The organism is Streptomyces armeniacus, assembly GCF_003355155.1.
GTDB lineage: Bacteria > Actinomycetota > Actinomycetes > Streptomycetales > Streptomycetaceae > Streptomyces > Streptomyces armeniacus.
The window spans coordinates 3292064-3307285 of sequence record NZ_CP031320.1 but is presented as its reverse complement, the minus strand read 5'-3'; the positions used below and the strand labels follow the sequence as shown (position 1 = coordinate 3307285).

Below are 15222 nucleotides of genomic sequence, written 5' to 3'. Positions count from 1 at the left end.
ATGGTGACCGCCGGCATCCTCGTCGGCCTCCTCGGCCTCGCCCTCCTGCTGGTCATCGGCACGCCCGCCGGCCTTGCCATGCTCATCGCCGGCACAGGCGGGCTGCTGACCGTGTACGGCCCCGACGCCGCGCTGATGTACGTCGGCACGTCGATGTACCGCGAGGCCGCGAACTTCGTGCTCCTCGCCATTCCGCTCTTCCTCTTCATGGGCGCGCTCGGCTCTCAAGGCGGCCTGTGGGAGCGGCTGTTCGCGTGGGCGTACGCCCTGGTGGGCCGGATCGGCGGCGGGCTGGGCATGGCGATCGTGGGTGCCGGGGCGGTACTCGGCGCGGCTTCCGGTTCGTCGACGGCCAATGCGGCGGCGCTCGGCAAGGTGGCCATCAAGGAGTCGCAGCGGTACGGCTACGAGCGCCGGACCGTGCTCGCGTGCATCGCCTCGTCGGCCACGGTCGCGGTGATGATCCCGCCGAGCATCACCCTGATCGTGTACGCCCTCCTGACCGAGACCTCCGTGGCCCGCCTCTTCGCGGCGGGCATCGTGCCGGGCCTGGTCACGTGCGTGGCGCTGATCGGCGTGGTCGCCGTGCTGGCCCGGCTGCGGCCGGAGAGCCTGCCGAAGGGGCCGCGGTTCACCGTACGGGAGCAGCTGAGCCGCACCCGCGAGGTGGCGCCGATCGTCGGCGTCATCGGGCTGGTCATCATCGGGATTTACGTCGGCCTGTACACGCCCACCGAGGCGGCGGCCGTCGGCGTGCTCGGCATCGGCGTGCTGGCGGCGCTGCTGGGGAAGTTGCGGATGCCGCAGCTGTTCGCGGCGGCCCGGGAGGCGGCGGAGACCACGGGCATGATCTTCCTGATCATCGTGGGCGCCTTCGTCTTCGGCCGGTTCATGTCCGCGACGCAGATCCCGCAGGACTTCACCGACGCGGTGTCCGGACTGCCGCTGGGGCCGTATCCGACGCTGGTGATCCTGCTGTGCGTGTACGTCGTGCTGGGCGCGTTCATGGACCAGCTGGCGATCCAGGTGCTGACGATCCCCATCGTGTTCCCGCTGATCGAGACGTTCGGCTTCGACCCGTACTGGTTCGCGATCATCTTCGTGAAGACGGTCGAGATCGGGCTGCTGACGCCGCCGCTCGGGCTGAACGTGTTCGTCATCGCCGGGCTGGCGAAGGTGCCCGTACAGGAGGGGTTCCGGGGGATCTGGCCGTTCCTGATCGCGGACGCGGCGCTGCTGGCCGTCCTGGTGGCGGTGCCGGAGATCACGCTGTGGCTGCCGGACCTGCTGCTGGGCGCGGGGTGACGTGCCGGTCCACGGACGCGTACCGCCACACCCGGCCACGTACCTCATGAAACGTAAGGAGATGGCCCTGGATACCGCGTATCTGCTGCGGCGAGCCGCCGTGATGTTCCCGCACTCGGTGGCGGTGGACGACGGCCGCACCGCGTGGTCGCTGCGACAGCTGCTGGCCCGGGGTGAACGGCTCGCCAACGCGCTGGACGCGCTCGCCGTACCGTCCGGCGCGTCCGTCGGCGTCCTGTCGCACAACCGCACCGCGTACGTCGAGGCCGACACCGCGCTCGCCCTCGGGCGCCGCGTACGGGTCGCTCTCAACGCGCGTCTCCACCTGGAGGACTTCCGCTACATCGCCGCCGACGCGGACCTGCACGCGCTGTTCTACTCCGCGGAGTTCGAGGAGGAGGCCACGGCCCTGCGCGACGAGTTCGGGCTGACGCTCCTCCCGTTCGACGCGCCCGGCGGCGCCGCCGCCTCCCGTACGTCCACGGAGGCGCTGATCGAGGGCACACCCGGGGACGTACGGGTCCGGGAGAGCGCGCCGGAGGGCGCGGCCTGGATCTCGTACACCTCCGGAACGACCGGCCACCCCAAGGGTGTTGAGCTGTCCCACCGCGCGGTCCGCGAGGTCGCGTTCAACCTGCTGCTGGAGCTGGGCCCGGTCACGCCGGGGGAGCGGATCGTGCTCACCCAGCCGATGTCGCACGGGGCGGGCTACTTCGCGCTGCCGTACCTGCTGAGTGGTGCCGGCGTGCACGTCCAGCCCCGGTTCGACCCGGGGGAGGTGTGGGCGCTGTCGCAGCGGCCGGAGGTGCGCACGCTCAAGATCGTGCCGGCGATGCTGGAGCCCATCCTCGCCGCGGAGCCGGGCGCGGAGTCCGCCGCCGGGCCGGGGAGTTGGGGCTACGACACCATCGTGTACGGCGCGTCCAGCATCCCCGGGCCCGTACTGGACCGGGCGGTCGAACGCTTCGGGCCGACGCTCATCCAGGATTACGGCCAGTCCGAGGCGCCCATGACGATCACCTGCCTGCAGAAGGCCGACCATCTCGACCCCGGCGCCCGGCTGTCCGCGGGCCGCCCGTGGAAGACGGTCGCCGTCGAGGTGCGCGGGGACGACGGCGGGCCCGTGCCGCAGGGCGAGACGGGCGAGGTGTACGTGCGTGGCCCGCACCTCATGACCCGCTACCGCAACAAGCCCGAGGAGACCGCCCGCGTGCTGCGCGACGGCTGGCTCCGTACGAAGGACATGGCCGCCGTGGACGAGCGCGGCTTCGTCCATCTGCGCGGCCGCCGCGACGAGATGATCAACTCCGGCGGCTTCAACATCGCGCCGCGCGAGGTCGAGAGCGTGCTCAGCACGCACGACGGCGTCGACGAGGCCGTCGTCCTCGGCATGCCCGACGCGCGCTGGGGCGACGCGGTGACGGCGGTCGTACGGCCGCGTGCCGGCGTCAGCCTCACGGCCGACGAGGTGCTCAGCTTCGCCCGCCCCCGGCTCGGCATGCGCGCGCCGAAGCGCGTCGTGGTCTGGGGCGAGATCCCGCGGAACGCGTACGGCAAGGTCGACCGGCTGACCATCAAGAGCAGGCTTGCGGAAGGAGGTTCACCGTGACCGGCACCGACAGGGGGCACGGTGGGAACGCGACGGCGGCCCGCGACACGGACGAGGTGGTGATCGCCGGCGTCGGCATGCACCCCTTCGGCCGCTTCCCGGAGCTGTCGCTGAAGGACCTGGCGCGCGTCGCCGCCGTACGGGCGCTGCTGGACGCCGGAATCGGCGTCAAGGACGTGCAGGCGGCCTACTCCGCCAACGCCATGGCGGGGATGCTCCAGGGCCAGGAGATGGTCCGCGGGCAGACGGTCCTGCGCGAGATCGGCATCGACCGGATCCCGGTCGTCAACGTCGAGAACGCCTGCGCGAGCGGCTCCAGCGCGCTGGCCCAGGCGGTGCTGACGGTACGGGCGGGCGCCGCCGACGTCGTGCTCGCCGTCGGCTTCGAGAAGATGTACGTCTCCGATCTGGCCGTGACGCTGGACGCGCTGGAGTCGGCGGCGGACCTCGACGTCGTACGCGGCCTCGGCATCCAGTTCACCGCCATCTACGCCATGCGGCTGCGGCGGCTCATCGCCGAGGGCGCGCTGACCATGGACGACATCGTGGACGTGGCCGTCAAGAGCCACGCCAACGGCGCCCTCAACCCGTACGCGCAGCACCGCAAGGAGGTCACCGCCGGACAGGTGCGGGACGCGCGGCGGATCGCCGACCCGCTGACCCTGCTGATGTGCAGCTCCATCTGCGACGGCGCGGCGGCGGCGGTCGTGGCGCGGCGCGGGGCGCTGGAGTCGCGGGGGCCGACCGTACGGGTCGCGGCGTCGCGGGGCGCCTCGGGGTTCACCGCGCGGCCGGAGGGCGAGAGTTCGCTGTCCACGATGTGCGCCGAGGGCGCGTACGAGCAGGCCGGGCTCGGCCCGTCCGACATCGACCTCGCCGAGGTGCACGACGCGATGGCCCCGGCGGAGCTGCTGTACGCGGAGCAGCTCGGCTTCTGCGCACCGGGCGAGGTCTCCTCGTTCTTCCGCGCCGGCTCCACCCGTATCGACGGCTCGCTGCCCATGAACACCAGCGGCGGGCTGTCCTCGCGCGGCCACCCCGTCGGCGCCACCGGGCTGGCCCAGATCGCCGAACTGGTCTGGCAGTTGCGCGGGGAGGCGGGCGCGCGGCAGGTGGAGCGGCCGCGTATCGCGCTGGCGCAGAACAGCGGCGGCTGGCTCGAAGGCGAGTCGGCGGCGGCCAACGTACACATCCTGGAGAGGCTGGAACCGTGGGACTGGAACAGGCCCTGACCCGACCGCCGACCGGCGAACGGGCACGCTTCGACCTCGGGGACTCCGGGGGACCGCGTCTCGTCGGCAGCCGCTGCGGCGACTGCGCCACGGCCGTGTGGCCGGGCCGCGCCGTCTGCCACCGCTGCGGCGGCTGCGACGTACGGGACGTCCCGCTCGCGCGCACCGCCGCGCTGCTGACCTTCACCGAGGTGCACGTGCCGCGCCCGGGGCTGGAGGTCCCGTACACACTCGGCCAGGTACGGGTGGACGACGGCGGCCCGCTGCTCTTCGGCCGGGTACGCGGGCTCGCGGCGGACGCCGAACTGCCGTGCCCCGTCCGCATCGTGGTGAGCGAGGACGGCGGGGACGGGCCGGCGTACTGGTTCGAGCCGGCGCGGTGACGCGGCCGTACGGCGCCAACGGCCCCACCCGGCCGTTCAGCGGGGGAGTATGCGCGCGGTGATCCGCTCCGCCGTCTCCCGTACGAGCTCCTCGAACTCCTTGAGCCGCTCGTCGTTGATGCGCGCCGCCGGGCCCAGCACGCTGAGCGCCGCGATCACGGCGCCCGCCCCGTCGAACACCGGCGCGCTCACCCCGACGGCGCCCGAGACCCGTTCGCCCGCGCTGAACGCCGTACCGCGCTCCGCCACCGCCGCCAGCTGCCGCCGCAGCTCGTCCAGGTCGGTCACGGTCGTGGACGTCATCGGCCGCGGCTCCAACGTGCCCAGCAGCGACTCCCGTTCGTCCCGCGGCATGAACGCCAGCAGCACCTTGCCCGCCGACCCGACGTGGATGCCCGCGCTGGCGCCGAGGCCCGCCGTGTAGCGGATGGCCTGCGGGCTGGGCAGCTCCTGGATGCAGATACGGGAGAGCCCGGCGCGCACGTGCACCGTCACGGTCTCCTGCGTACGGGTCCGCAGCTCCTCGAGGTCGAGGTTGGCGTCGAAGGGGAACCCGGCGTGGCCGCTGACGACGCTGGACATCACGTGGAAGCAGGCCGGGCCCAGCCGGTACTCGCCGTTGGTCTCGTCCTGGAGCACCATGCCCTTCTGCCGCAGCGTGGACAGGATGCGGTACGCGGTGGTCTTCGACAGGCTCGCCTCGGCGCTGATGTCCGCGAGCCGGCGCGGCCCGCTGCCGAGCGCCAGCAGGATGTCTACCGCGCGGGCCACCGACCGTACGGGCGCCTTGGCCCCCGACTCCCCTGAACCGGCCGGTCCGGCCGGTCCGGCCGCCCCGGCAGGCGCCGACTCGTCGGCCCCCGGCTCGACTTCTGACTCCACTGGACCCAGCCCTCTCCTGATGTCGGCGCCCCAATGTAACAAGGCCGGCGGCCCGTTACGGCCGGGCGTCCGGCCCGTACGGAGGGCCTGCCCGCTCCTCCAGTACGGACGTGAACGCCTCGACCACGTCCGCGCGGCCGGCGCCGGGGCCGAGGTAGCGGCGGACGCCGCCCTCCAGCATCCGTTCGATCTCCGCGGGCTCGTCGATCCCGCCCGCGAGGACCGGCACGTCCTCGCCCAGCTCCCGCAGCCGCTCGTGGACCTTCAGCGCGAAGTGCCCGAGCCCGCCGCTGAGGCAGCTGACCCCGACACAGTCCGCGTCCTCGTCCAGCGCCGTGCCGACGATCTCGTCGGTGGCCACCCGCTTGCCGAGGTAGACCACCTCGAACCCGGCGTCGACCAGCGCCCTGGCCACCAGGTTGACGCCCACGTCGTGCCCGTCCAGGCCGACCTTGGCCAGCACCACGCGCCCAGGGCCCGTCATCGGTCGAATCCCGTGCGGGTCGCCGTCACGATCTCCTGCGCCGTCGCCCCGGCGCGCAGCGCGGCGACCGTCGGCGGCAGCAGGTTGGCCGTGCCGGCCGCGGCGTCCTCGACCAGCGCCAGGGCCGCCCGTACGTCCGCGTCCGCCCGGCTCTCCTTGTGCTTGCGCAGCCGCTCCCGCGCGTCCCGCTCGACGTCGGCGAAGTCGATCTCGCCCGTGCTGCGGCCCTCGAACAGCTGCCGGTGCTCCGGGCTCGCGAGCACGTTGTGGCCGGTCATCAGGCGTTCTCCGGCCTCGAGTTGGCGCTGCCGCGTGCCGCGGCCCTCGTCGATGCGCCGCGTGACGTAGCCGTTGTGCAGCGCCTCCAGTGCGCCGCCGTGGTCCGCGATGCGGTCCAGCTCGGCGCGTACCCGCTCGGTCAGCCACCGGTCCAGCTCCGCCAGCTTCGTACTGCCCGCGAACGGGTCGAGCGAGGCCGTCGCCCCGTGCTCCAGCCCGACGACCTGCATCGTACGGAGCGCCAGCGCGGCGGAGTCCGCGGACGGGATGCGCAGCGCCTCGTCGTAGCCGGTCGCGCAGAGGTAGTCGACGCCGCCGGCCATCGCGCCGAGGACGCTGAGCGTCACGCGGGGGACGTTCACCAGCGGCTCGTCGGCGGACTCGAGGCCGTGGGCGTAACCCATGAGCACCATCGGCGGCTGCTCGGGCACGGGGACGCCGTACCGGTCCCGTACGAGCTCGGCCCAGATGGTGCGCGCCGTACGGAAGAGGGAGGCGCAGACGTAAAGGTCGCTCCGTTCGTTGAGGAAGAACATCAGCTTGCCGAGCACGTCGGTGACGGCGTACCCGCGGCGTACGAGCTCGTCCACGTACGCCAGCCCGTTCGCGAACGCGAGCGCGACCCCGAGGACGGGGCCGGCGCCGGCGACGTCGTAGTGGTTGGAGCAGACGGTGAGGGCGGCGCCGGGCAGGCCTTCATCGATCGCGTACGCGACGCAGTCGCAGGCGATCCGTACGGACTGCTCCGGGGTGTGGATCTCGGTCCCGCGCGCCGTGAACTCCTTCAGCGGGTCGTTCTGCATCACCAGCCGTACGTCCGCCGCCCCGCGGTCGCGCAGCACCGACGCCACCATGGCGAGGCCGATGTGGCCGACCGAGTTGGCCAGCATGCCGAGGCTGTCGGCGGCGTCGAGGTCCAGCCGGGAGCAGACGGTGGCGAAGTCGTCGAGCGTCGAACAGGCCACCCCGGCGCGGCCGACCTGGGCGAACGCCAGCTCGTGGTCAGGGTCGTAGCCGAGCTGCGAGGGGAGGTCGGCCGCCAGCAGGAACGACTCGGCGCCGAGCCGCTGGAGCAGGCCCAGGCGCTCGGCGGTCATCAGGGGCGAGCCGAGCCCGGAGTACACCATCCACCGCGGCCGGTACGGCCCCGGCTCCGCGGTGCGGCGCGCGGACCAGACGCCGAGCGCGAGCTCGTCCGGCGAACGGTAGTCGGCGTACGTACGGCGGACGGGCACCTCGCCGTCGTTCGCCGTCGTCGCGGTCGTGTCGTGCGGTTCCGGCATGGGTCGAGTTTCGCACCATGGCACGGCTATTTCAATGAGTGGTACGCAGGGTGATGTCTGCTCGCTTCAGAAGCCCGGCTCGTGTCAGAAGCCCAGCTTGCGGAGCTGCTTCGGGTCGCGCTGCCAGTCCTTCGCGATCTTCACGTGCAGATCCAGATAGACGGGCGTTCCCAGCAGCGCCTCGATGTGCGTACGGGACCTGCTGCCGACCTCCTTCAGCCGCTTGCCCTTCGGGCCGATGACGATGCCCTTCTGGCTGGGCCGCTCCAGGAAGATGTTCGCGTACACGTCCAGCAGCGGCCGGTCCGCGGGGCGGCCCTCACGCGGGACCATCTCCTCCACGACCACCGCGATCGAATGCGGCAGCTCGTCCCGTACGCCCTCCAGCGCGGCCTCCCGGATCAGCTCCGCGACCATGACCTGCTCGGGCTCGTCGGTCAGATCACCGTCCGGGTACAGCGGCGGGCCCTCGGGCAGCAGCGGCACCAGCAGATCGGCGAGCAGCGCGATCTGGCTGCCGTCCACCGCCGACACGGGCACGATCTCCGCCCACTCCAGCCCCAGTTCGGCACCCAGCCGGTCCACGGCGATCAGCTGCTCGGCGAGCGTCTTGGAGTCGACCAGGTCGGTCTTGGTGACCACCGCGACCTTCGGCGTCTTCTTCGCCTCCGCCAGCTCCTTGGCGATATAGCGGTCGCCGGGCCCGATCCGCTGATCGGCGGGCAGACAGAACCCGATCACGTCGACCTCGGCCCAGGTGGTGCGCACGACGTCGTTCAGCCGCTCGCCCAGGAGCGTACGGGGCTTGTGCAGGCCGGGCGTATCGACGAGCACGAGCTGTGCGTCGGCGCGGTGCACGATGCCGCGGACGGTGTGCCGGGTGGTCTGCGGGCGGGTGGAGGTGATGGCGACCTTCGTGCCCACCAGCGCGTTGGTCAGGGTCGACTTGCCCGCGTTGGGACGGCCGACGAAGCACGCGAAACCGGATCGGTGCGGGGTGGCGGTGGCCGGGGTGGCGGAGGGGGCACTCATGCGCACCATTGTCCCCGATGCCGCGGTGCCCCTTTGCCGCACTGCGGCACGGACCGTGGCCACATCAAGCCCGTCCGGCGTTTGAGGACGGCCCCCGGTCACGGCGAAGGGTGCGCTGTGCCACAGGTTTTCGGGTCACCACCGGAAGGTGGCCGCTCCGGTCCGTCCTCAATCGCCGGACGAGCTGAAGCGGTGGGCTCAGCCCGTCGTAAGGGTGGCGCGCGGGGCGCCGTCCAGGCCCGCGAGAAGCACGGGCGTGCCCGCGCCCCCCAGATCCCGTACGGCGTTCAGGTCCTCCTCCGGCACCCCGTCCGCCGCCGTGACCACGGCCGCCGCCTCCAGCGCGCCCGCGCCGGACGCCACGGCCATCGCGACCGCCGTACGCAGCGCGCTGAGCCGCAGCGAGGGCAGCTCGACGGTGCCGGCCACGTACGTACGCCCGTTGTCGTCGCGTACGGCCGCGCCCTCCGCGACGCCGTTGCGGGCGCGGGTGCTGCGGGCGAGGGTGAGGAGTTTGCGGTCTTCGGGGTCCGGGTCCAGGCCCGCGGCGGCGTCGTCACTCATAGCGGTGAGCATATGCGGGCGCCCCCACCGCGTGCTCAGCCGCCCGCTCAGTCGGATGTGGCCCCGGACGGCCCGTCCAGCGGCGTGAGCAGGACGACCGGAATCTCGCGGTCGGTCTTCCGCGCGTACTCGTCGTAGAGCGGGAAGATGCCCGCCATCTGCGGCCACAGGGCCGCGCGTTCGGCCGGGGACGCGACGCGGGCGCGTGCCGTGAACCGGCGGGTGCCGACCTGCACTCCGACGCCGGGGTCCGCCTGGAGGTTCATGAACCAGGCCGGGTCCTGCTCGGCGCCGCCCTTGGAGGCGACCACGACGTACGCGTCGCCCGACGTGCCGTAGATCAGGCAGGTGCGGCGCGGCGTGCCGGTCCGGCGTCCGGTCGTGGCGAGCACGAGGGTGTGCACGCCGTTGTTCTCGTGGCCTTCGGTGCCGCCCGAGGCCAGATACGTGCGGGTGTGTTCGGCGACCCAGTCCCACTGCGAGTCGGTGGCACGGTCGAGGTCTTCGGCGGTGGCCATTGCGGCTGTCCTTCCCGTACGTGTGGTGCGGCCGCGTCAGCCGCCTCTGCCCCTGGGACGGAGCCGCCGCCCCGGTCTCGACATCCTGCCGCGCTTTTTCCGGCGGGCGCCCGAACCGGCCCCGCGGGCGTCCGGCCCGGCGGACGCCCGAGCCGCCCCGGCGGGCGGTCGCGCGTCAGGGGCGGTCCAGTGCCAGCCGCGTGGCCCGGGGGAGGCCCGCGACGACGAGGTCGTAGCTGTCCTCGATCTGCTCCCGCACCCTCTCCGGCGGCAGCGAGCCGTCCAGCGTCACCGTGTTCCAGTGCCGCTTGTTGAGGTGGTACCCGGGGCGGATCGCCGCGTGGGCCTGGCGCAGCTGGACGGCCAGCTCGGGTTCGCACTTGAGGCTGACCCGCAGCGGCTCGTCCTCCAGCGCGCTGATCGCGAAGATCTTCCCCGCCACCTTGAACGTGGACAGCCCCGGGCTGCGCGGGAAGGGGAAGTCCTCGGCGGCGCCGTTCAGGTCCAGGCAGGCGGCTCTGAGCTCGTCGGGTGTCATCGCTCGTCCGCGCCCGGCCCGTCGCCGTTCAGCGCGGCCTCCGTACGCACCGGCTCCACCAGCACCGTGACGATGCGGTTCCGGCGGCCCGCGGGGGACTCGGCCGTCAGCCGCAGCCCGGCCAGCGTCGGGTCGGAACGGTCCTCCGTGACGTCCACCGTGGTCGTCGCGCCCGCGATCGGTACCCGGCCCAGCGACTTCGCCAGCAGGCCGCCCACCGTCTCCACGTCCTCGTCGTCCAGCCCGGCCAGGTCGTACAGCTCGCCCAGATCGCCCAGGTCGAGGCGGGCCGTCACGCGGTAGCACCCCTCGCCCAGGTCCTCCACCGGGGGCAGCTCGCGGTCGTACTCGTCGGTGATCTCCCCGACGATCTCCTCGAGGATGTCCTCGATCGTCACCACGCCCGCCGTACCGCCGTACTCGTCGACGACCACCGCGACGTGGATACGGTCCTGCTGCATCTCCCGGAGCAGGTCACCGGCGTTCTTCGTGTCCGGTACGAACGCCGCCGGGCGCATCGCCGTGGACACCAGCTCGGTCTCCGCCTCGCGGTTGATGTGCACCTTACGGGCGAGGTCCTTGAGGTAGACGATGCCCACCACGTCGTCCTCGCTCTCCCCGACGACGGGGATGCGCGAGAAGCCGGAGCGCAGCGCCAGCGTCAGCGCCTGCCGGAGCGTCTTGTGCCGCTCGATCGTGATCAGGTCGGTGCGCGGCACCATCACCTCGCGTACGAGGGTGTCGCCGAGCTGGAACACGGAGTGCACCATCCGCCGTTCCTCGGCCTCGATCAGCGACTCCTGCTCGGCCAGGTCGACGAGCGCCCGCAGCTCCGCCTCGCTCGCGAACGGGCCCTTGCGGAAGCCCTTGCCGGGCGTCAGCGCGTTGCCGAGGAGGATCAGCAGCTGCGGCACCGGGCCCAGCACGCTGGCGAGCGGCACCAGGACGTACGACGCGGCGGTGGCGGTGTTCAGCGGGTGCTGGCGGCCGATGGTGCGCGGAGAGACGCCCACCGCGACGTACGACACCAGCACCATCACGCCCATCGCGACGCCCAGCGCCTCCCAGGTGTGTGCGAAATAGCGCAGGCAGGCGTACGTGACGAGCACCCCGGCGGCCATCTCGCTGGCCACCCGGAGCAGCAGCGCCAGATTCAGATAGCGCGTCGGGTCGGCGGCGACGGCGGCCAGCCGGGCGGCGCCGCGCCGCCCGGAGCGTACGGCCTCGTCCGCGCGGTAGCTGGTCGTACGGGCCAGGCCCGCCTCGGCGCAGGCGGCCAGCCAGGCCACCACGACCAGGGCGACCGCCGCCGCGATGAGCTGCGTGATCACGAGGTCGTGGTCGGGGCCGGGGACGGCCCCTCGAGCCCGCGCTCGGCGCGCCAGCCGTCGACGATCGCCGCCTGCAGCCCGAACATCTTGGCGCGCTCGCCGGGCTCCTCGTGGTCGTAACCGAGGAGGTGCAGCACACCGTGCACGGTGAGCAGCTGCAGCTCCTCGTCCATGGTGTGCTTCGTCGGCGCATCGGCGCCCTGCTTCTCGGCGACCTCGGGGCAGAGCACGATGTCCCCGAGGAGGCCCTGCGGCGGCTCCTCCTCGTCCCGTACGGGCGGCCGCAGCTCGTCCATCGGGAAGGACATCACGTCCGTCGGGCCCGGCAGGTCCATCCACTGCAGGTGCAGCTGCTCCATGGCGTCGGCGTCGATCGCGATGAGCGACAGCTCGGAGAGCGGATGGATGCGCATCCGGGTCAGGGCGTACCGGCTGATGTCGAGGAGCGCCTGCTCGTCGACGGTGCGGCCGGACTCGTTGTTGACGTCGATCGACATGGGTGCCGTGCCGGGCCTCAGTGTGTGCCGTTGGTGTGCGCGGGCGCGGGCCGGCCGTCGGTGCCGTTCCCGGTCCGCACGTCGTACCGCTCGTACGCGTCCACGATACGGCCCACCAGCTTGTGCCGGACGACGTCCGTGCTGGTCAGCCGGGAGAAGTGGACATCCTCCACGCCTTCCAGGATCTCCTGCACCTGGCGCAGGCCGCTCTTCGTGCCGCCCGGCAGGTCGACCTGGGTGATGTCACCCGTGATCACGATCTTGGAGTCGAAGCCGAGCCGCGTGAGGAACATCTTCATCTGCTCGGGGCTGGTGTTCTGCGCCTCGTCCAGGATGATGAACGCGTCGTTCAGCGTCCGGCCGCGCATGTACGCCAGCGGCGCCACCTCGATCGTCCCCGCCGCCATCAGACGCGGGATCGAGTCGGGGTCGAGCATGTCGTGCAGCGCGTCGTAGAGCGGCCGCAGATACGGGTCGATCTTCTCGTAGAGCGTGCCCGGCAGATAGCCGAGCCGCTCGCCCGCCTCGACCGCGGGCCGGGTCAGGATGATCCGGTTGACCTGCTTGGACTGCAGCGCCTGGACCGCCTTGGCCATGGCCAGATAGGTCTTGCCGGTGCCGGCCGGGCCGATGCCGAAGACGACGGTGTGCTTGTCGATCGCGTCGACGTACCGCTTCTGGTTGAGCGTCTTGGGGCGGATCGTGCGGCCGCGGCTGGACAGGATGTTCTGCGTGAGGACCTCGGCCGGTGCGGCGTGCCCGCCGCCCTCGCCGGCGTCCGCCTTGCGCAGCATCGAGATGGTGCGCTCCACGGCGTCCTCGGTCATCGGCTGCCCGGTGCGGAGCACCAGCATCATCTCGTCGAACAGCCGCTGCACGAGCGCGACTTCCGCGGGGGTGCCGGTGGCCGTGACCTCGTTGCCCCGCACGTGGATGTCCGTTTCGGGGAACGCCGTCTCGATCACACGCAGAAGAGAGTCGCCGGATCCCAGCACGGTCACCATCGGGTGCTTCGACGGCACGGTGAAGCGGGCGGTGTCTTGGGTCGTGGTTGTCTGCGTCATGGGCGGCCTCTGGGGCCTGCTCATCCCTCTCTACGCTGCGTTGTCCCTGCAGTATCAAGCGTACGACGCGGCACCGACAAGGCGGAGTGAATATATTCGCCGGACGGGCTCGACGGCGCCGACGTCCTCCCTCAGGCCCTCAGGACGAGCGGAAGCCGATGGTCGGGACCGCGCGGCGCAGCGGCCACGGGCGGGCGCAGCCCGGCAGCAGCGTGTCCAGGAAGCCGTACCGGCGCAGGGCCGCGGGGTCCTGGTCGTGGTACGACTTCACATGCTGATACCACGCCGCGACCTCCACCCAGCCCGGCGCGGACAGCGACCCGCCGAACTCCTGCACCGACAGCGCGGCCGTCAGCCCCGCGCAGGCCAGCCGGTCGGCGAGCGGCCAGCCCGCCAGGGTGCCCATCACGAAGCCCGCCACGAAGACGTCGCCGGCGCCCGTCGTGTCCAGCGCCGCCACCTCGATGGCCGGCACCTCCGCGGTCTCGCCGGTGCGCGCGTCCACCGCGTACGCCCCGTCCGCGCCCATCGTGACCACGGCCAGCGGCACCCGGTCGGCAAGCCGGCGGGCGGCGGCGCGCGGGCAGTCCGTACGGGTGTAGCGCATCGCCTCCTCCGCGTTCGGCAGGAACGCCTCGCAGCGCTCCAGGCCGGCCAGTGACGCCAGGTCCCAGCGGCCGGTGTCGTCCCAGCCGACGTCGCCGAAGACGCGGCTGCCGCGCTCGGCGGCCCTGGCGATCCACTCCTGGTCCTCGCCGGGCTCCAGCGCGGCCACGCAGGCGCGCGCGGGCGGCGGGCACTCGCGCCCGCCCTCGAGCGCCGGGTCCTTGGGCGGGGCCTCGTGGCCGTGGGAGACCATCGTGCGCTCGCCCTCGTACGCCATCGAGACGGTCACGGGGGAGTGCCAGCCGGGGACGGTGTGCGACATGGACAGGTCGATGCCCTCGCCGAGCTCCAGGGCGTCCCGGCAGTAGTCGCCGTACATGTCGTCGCCGAAGGCCGCGGCGAGCGACGTACGCAGGCCGAGCCGGGCCAGCGCGGTGGCCATGTTGGCGACGCCGCCGGGGCTGGAGCCCATGCCGCGGGCCCAGGACTCGGTGCCGCGCACGGGCGCCGCGTCCAGGCCGGTGAAGATGATGTCGAGGAAGACCGTCCCGGTCAGATACACGTCGCAGTACGGATCGTCCGGCGTCCGCACCGCCGCCAGCGGGTCCAGCCAGCCGGACGGCGGTGGCAGCGGCTGCCCGGGGCGCACCGCGCCGTCGGGCATGCCTGTGCCGTGCCGGCCGGTCCGCCGGTCGTGTGCGTCCTTCCGGCCGTGCCGGTCCTGCGGGTCGTGCGGGTCCTGCGGGTCGTGCCTGTTGCCCGTGCTCACCGTGCTCGCTCCCCTGTCGTGCTACCCGCCCAGTCTGCCTCGCGGCGCGGCCTGTCCGCCTCGTACGGGCCCGGCTCCTCACGCGTACTACCGCGGCGCACCGGTCTCGTACGCCGCACGCTCCCGGCGGGGGCTTCCCCGCCTCAGGTGTACCGCGTCCAGGTGTACCGCGCGGCACTGACAGCGGCGTACGGAACGGCGCACCGCGCGGGGAAACACCGCCGCCCGCCCCGCCGTTGCGTACGGCGGAACGGGCGGGCGCGTGCGGGCGGAGAGCGCGGCCGGGGCGGTCAGTGCCCCCGGTCCAGCCACTCCTGGAGGTGCGGTGACTCGTCGCCGATGGTGGTGGAGTCGCCGTGCCCGGGGCGTACGACGGTGTCGTCCGGCAGGGTCAGCAGCCGCTCCCGGATCGACTCGATGATCGTGGGGAAGTCCGAGAACGAGCGGCCTGTGGCGCCGGGACCGCCGTTGAACAGGGTGTCGCCGGTGAAGACGGTGGTGAGCTCCGGCGCGTGCAGGCAGACCGCGCCGGGCGCGTGCCCCGGCGTGTGGAGCACGGTGATATCCGTGCCCGCGACGGTCAGCACACGGCCGTCGGTCAGCTCGCCGTCGGGGCCGCGGTCCGGGTGCGTCATCGTCCACAGCTGCAGATCGTCCGGGTGCAGCAGGACGGGCGCGCCCGTCTGCCGCGACAGGGTGGGTGCGGCGTTGATGTGGTCGTTGTGTGCGTGGGTGCACAGGATGGCGCGGAGGGTGCGGCCGGCGATGGCGGTGGTGATGGCGTCGGCGTCGTGGGCCGGGTCGATGACCACGACTTGGCGGGGGCGGAGCGGGTGAGCCGGTCGG

At 72.6% G+C, this 15222-nt stretch carries 15 protein-coding genes and 1 pseudogene; 4 read left to right on the top strand and 12 right to left on the bottom strand.

The annotated features are described in order from the left end of the window. The 4 genes from DVA86_RS14305 to DVA86_RS14290 all read left to right on the top strand — a co-directional run bounded on the left by DVA86_RS14305 (position 1) and on the right by DVA86_RS14290 (position 4529). Positions 1 to 1305: a TRAP transporter large permease gene (locus DVA86_RS14305; protein WP_208878667.1), complete on the top strand. Its 1305-nt coding sequence runs from the start codon at positions 1 to 3 to the stop codon at positions 1303 to 1305. 61 nt (positions 1306 to 1366) lie between these two features. Then, positions 1367 to 2914, top strand: coding sequence for an AMP-binding protein (locus DVA86_RS14300; protein WP_208878665.1), 1548 nt, complete (start codon positions 1367 to 1369; stop codon positions 2912 to 2914). Next, the gene (locus tag DVA86_RS14295) at positions 2911 to 4146 is read left to right on the top strand and encodes a thiolase family protein (RefSeq protein WP_222623321.1); all 1236 of its coding nucleotides are present in this window, start codon (positions 2911 to 2913) and stop codon (positions 4144 to 4146) included. The genes DVA86_RS14300 and DVA86_RS14295 overlap by 4 nt, the downstream gene beginning before the upstream one ends. After that, positions 4125 to 4529, top strand: coding sequence for a Zn-ribbon domain-containing OB-fold protein (locus tag DVA86_RS14290; RefSeq protein WP_208878664.1), 405 nt, complete (start codon positions 4125 to 4127; stop codon positions 4527 to 4529). The genes DVA86_RS14295 and DVA86_RS14290 overlap by 22 nt, the downstream gene beginning before the upstream one ends. Before the next feature lie 36 nt (positions 4530 to 4565). Here the strand turns inward: DVA86_RS14290 and DVA86_RS14285 are convergent, their stop codons facing one another. From DVA86_RS14285 to DVA86_RS14230, 12 genes and pseudogenes are all read right to left on the bottom strand, one after another. Beyond that, positions 4566 to 5411 carry an IclR family transcriptional regulator gene (locus DVA86_RS14285; protein ID WP_208878662.1) on the bottom strand — a complete coding sequence of 282 codons (846 nt, stop codon included), beginning with the start codon at positions 5409 to 5411 and terminating at the stop codon, positions 4566 to 4568. Between the two features lie 55 nt (positions 5412 to 5466). Next, on the bottom strand, positions 5467 to 5895 hold the full coding sequence (locus DVA86_RS14280; RefSeq protein ID WP_208878661.1) for a cobalamin B12-binding domain-containing protein: 429 nt from the start codon (positions 5893 to 5895) through the stop codon (positions 5467 to 5469). Beyond that, on the bottom strand, positions 5892 to 7457 hold the full coding sequence (locus DVA86_RS14275; RefSeq protein ID WP_208878659.1) for a methylmalonyl-CoA mutase family protein: 1566 nt from the start codon (positions 7455 to 7457) through the stop codon (positions 5892 to 5894). The genes DVA86_RS14280 and DVA86_RS14275 overlap by 4 nt, the downstream gene beginning before the upstream one ends. Before the next feature lie 84 nt (positions 7458 to 7541). Beyond that, entirely contained in the window at positions 7542 to 8498 is a 957-nt protein-coding gene (gene era, locus DVA86_RS14270) for a GTPase Era (protein WP_425470828.1), read from the bottom strand. 189 nt (positions 8499 to 8687) lie between these two features. Beyond that, a complete protein-coding gene (locus tag DVA86_RS14265) occupies positions 8688 to 9065 on the bottom strand; it encodes a cytidine deaminase (protein ID WP_208878655.1) in 378 nt (125 codons plus the stop codon). A 35-nt stretch (positions 9066 to 9100) separates the two neighbouring features. Continuing rightward, positions 9101 to 9571, bottom strand: coding sequence for a nitroreductase family deazaflavin-dependent oxidoreductase (locus DVA86_RS14260; protein ID WP_208878654.1), 471 nt, complete (start codon positions 9569 to 9571; stop codon positions 9101 to 9103). 175 nt (positions 9572 to 9746) lie between these two features. After that, positions 9747 to 10109, bottom strand: a complete 363-nt coding sequence (locus DVA86_RS14255; RefSeq protein ID WP_208878653.1) for an MmcQ/YjbR family DNA-binding protein — start codon at positions 10107 to 10109, stop codon at positions 9747 to 9749. Beyond that, the gene (locus DVA86_RS14250; protein ID WP_208878650.1) at positions 10106 to 11440 is read right to left on the bottom strand and encodes a hemolysin family protein; all 1335 of its coding nucleotides are present in this window, start codon (positions 11438 to 11440) and stop codon (positions 10106 to 10108) included. The genes DVA86_RS14255 and DVA86_RS14250 overlap by 4 nt, the downstream gene beginning before the upstream one ends. Next, on the bottom strand, positions 11437 to 11937 hold the full coding sequence (ybeY, locus tag DVA86_RS14245) for an rRNA maturation RNase YbeY (protein ID WP_208878648.1): 501 nt from the start codon (positions 11935 to 11937) through the stop codon (positions 11437 to 11439). Before ybeY ends, DVA86_RS14250 begins: the two co-directional genes overlap by 4 nt. Positions 11938 to 11954: 17 nt before the next feature. Then, positions 11955 to 13001, bottom strand: a complete 1047-nt coding sequence (locus DVA86_RS14240) for a PhoH family protein (protein WP_208878646.1) — start codon at positions 12999 to 13001, stop codon at positions 11955 to 11957. A gap of 139 nt (positions 13002 to 13140) precedes the next feature. Then, positions 13141 to 14271 (bottom strand): PfkB family carbohydrate kinase, encoded by a 1131-nt coding sequence (locus DVA86_RS14235; RefSeq protein ID WP_208884684.1) that lies wholly within the window; start codon positions 14269 to 14271, stop codon positions 13141 to 13143. 395 nt (positions 14272 to 14666) lie between these two features. After that, positions 14667 to 15194: pseudogene (locus DVA86_RS14230) on the bottom strand (MBL fold metallo-hydrolase); the annotation flags it as partial. Positions 15195 to 15222 lie beyond the last annotated feature (28 nt).

Excerpts from the sequence above, each read along its gene's own strand:
- DVA86_RS14305 (WP_208878667.1), top strand. The coding sequence starts at position 1 with ATGGTGACCGCCGGCATCCTCGTCGGCCTCCTCGGCCTCGCCCTCCTG.
- DVA86_RS14300 (WP_208878665.1), top strand. The coding sequence starts at position 1,367 with ATGGCCCTGGATACCGCGTATCTGCTGCGGCGAGCCGCCGTGATGTTC.
- DVA86_RS14280 (WP_208878661.1), bottom strand. The coding sequence starts at position 5,895 with ATGACGGGCCCTGGGCGCGTGGTGCTGGCCAAGGTCGGCCTGGACGGG.
- DVA86_RS14275 (WP_208878659.1), bottom strand. The coding sequence starts at position 7,457 with ATGCCGGAACCGCACGACACGACCGCGACGACGGCGAACGACGGCGAG.
- era (WP_425470828.1), bottom strand. The coding sequence starts at position 8,498 with ATGGTGCGCATGAGTGCCCCCTCCGCCACCCCGGCCACCGCCACCCCG.
- DVA86_RS14265 (WP_208878655.1), bottom strand. The coding sequence starts at position 9,065 with ATGCTCACCGCTATGAGTGACGACGCCGCCGCGGGCCTGGACCCGGAC.
- DVA86_RS14260 (WP_208878654.1), bottom strand. The coding sequence starts at position 9,571 with ATGGCCACCGCCGAAGACCTCGACCGTGCCACCGACTCGCAGTGGGAC.
- DVA86_RS14255 (WP_208878653.1), bottom strand. The coding sequence starts at position 10,109 with ATGACACCCGACGAGCTCAGAGCCGCCTGCCTGGACCTGAACGGCGCC.
- ybeY (WP_208878648.1), bottom strand. The coding sequence starts at position 11,937 with ATGTCGATCGACGTCAACAACGAGTCCGGCCGCACCGTCGACGAGCAG.
- DVA86_RS14240 (WP_208878646.1), bottom strand. The coding sequence starts at position 13,001 with ATGACGCAGACAACCACGACCCAAGACACCGCCCGCTTCACCGTGCCG.
- DVA86_RS14235 (WP_208884684.1), bottom strand. The coding sequence starts at position 14,271 with ATGCCCGACGGCGCGGTGCGCCCCGGGCAGCCGCTGCCACCGCCGTCC.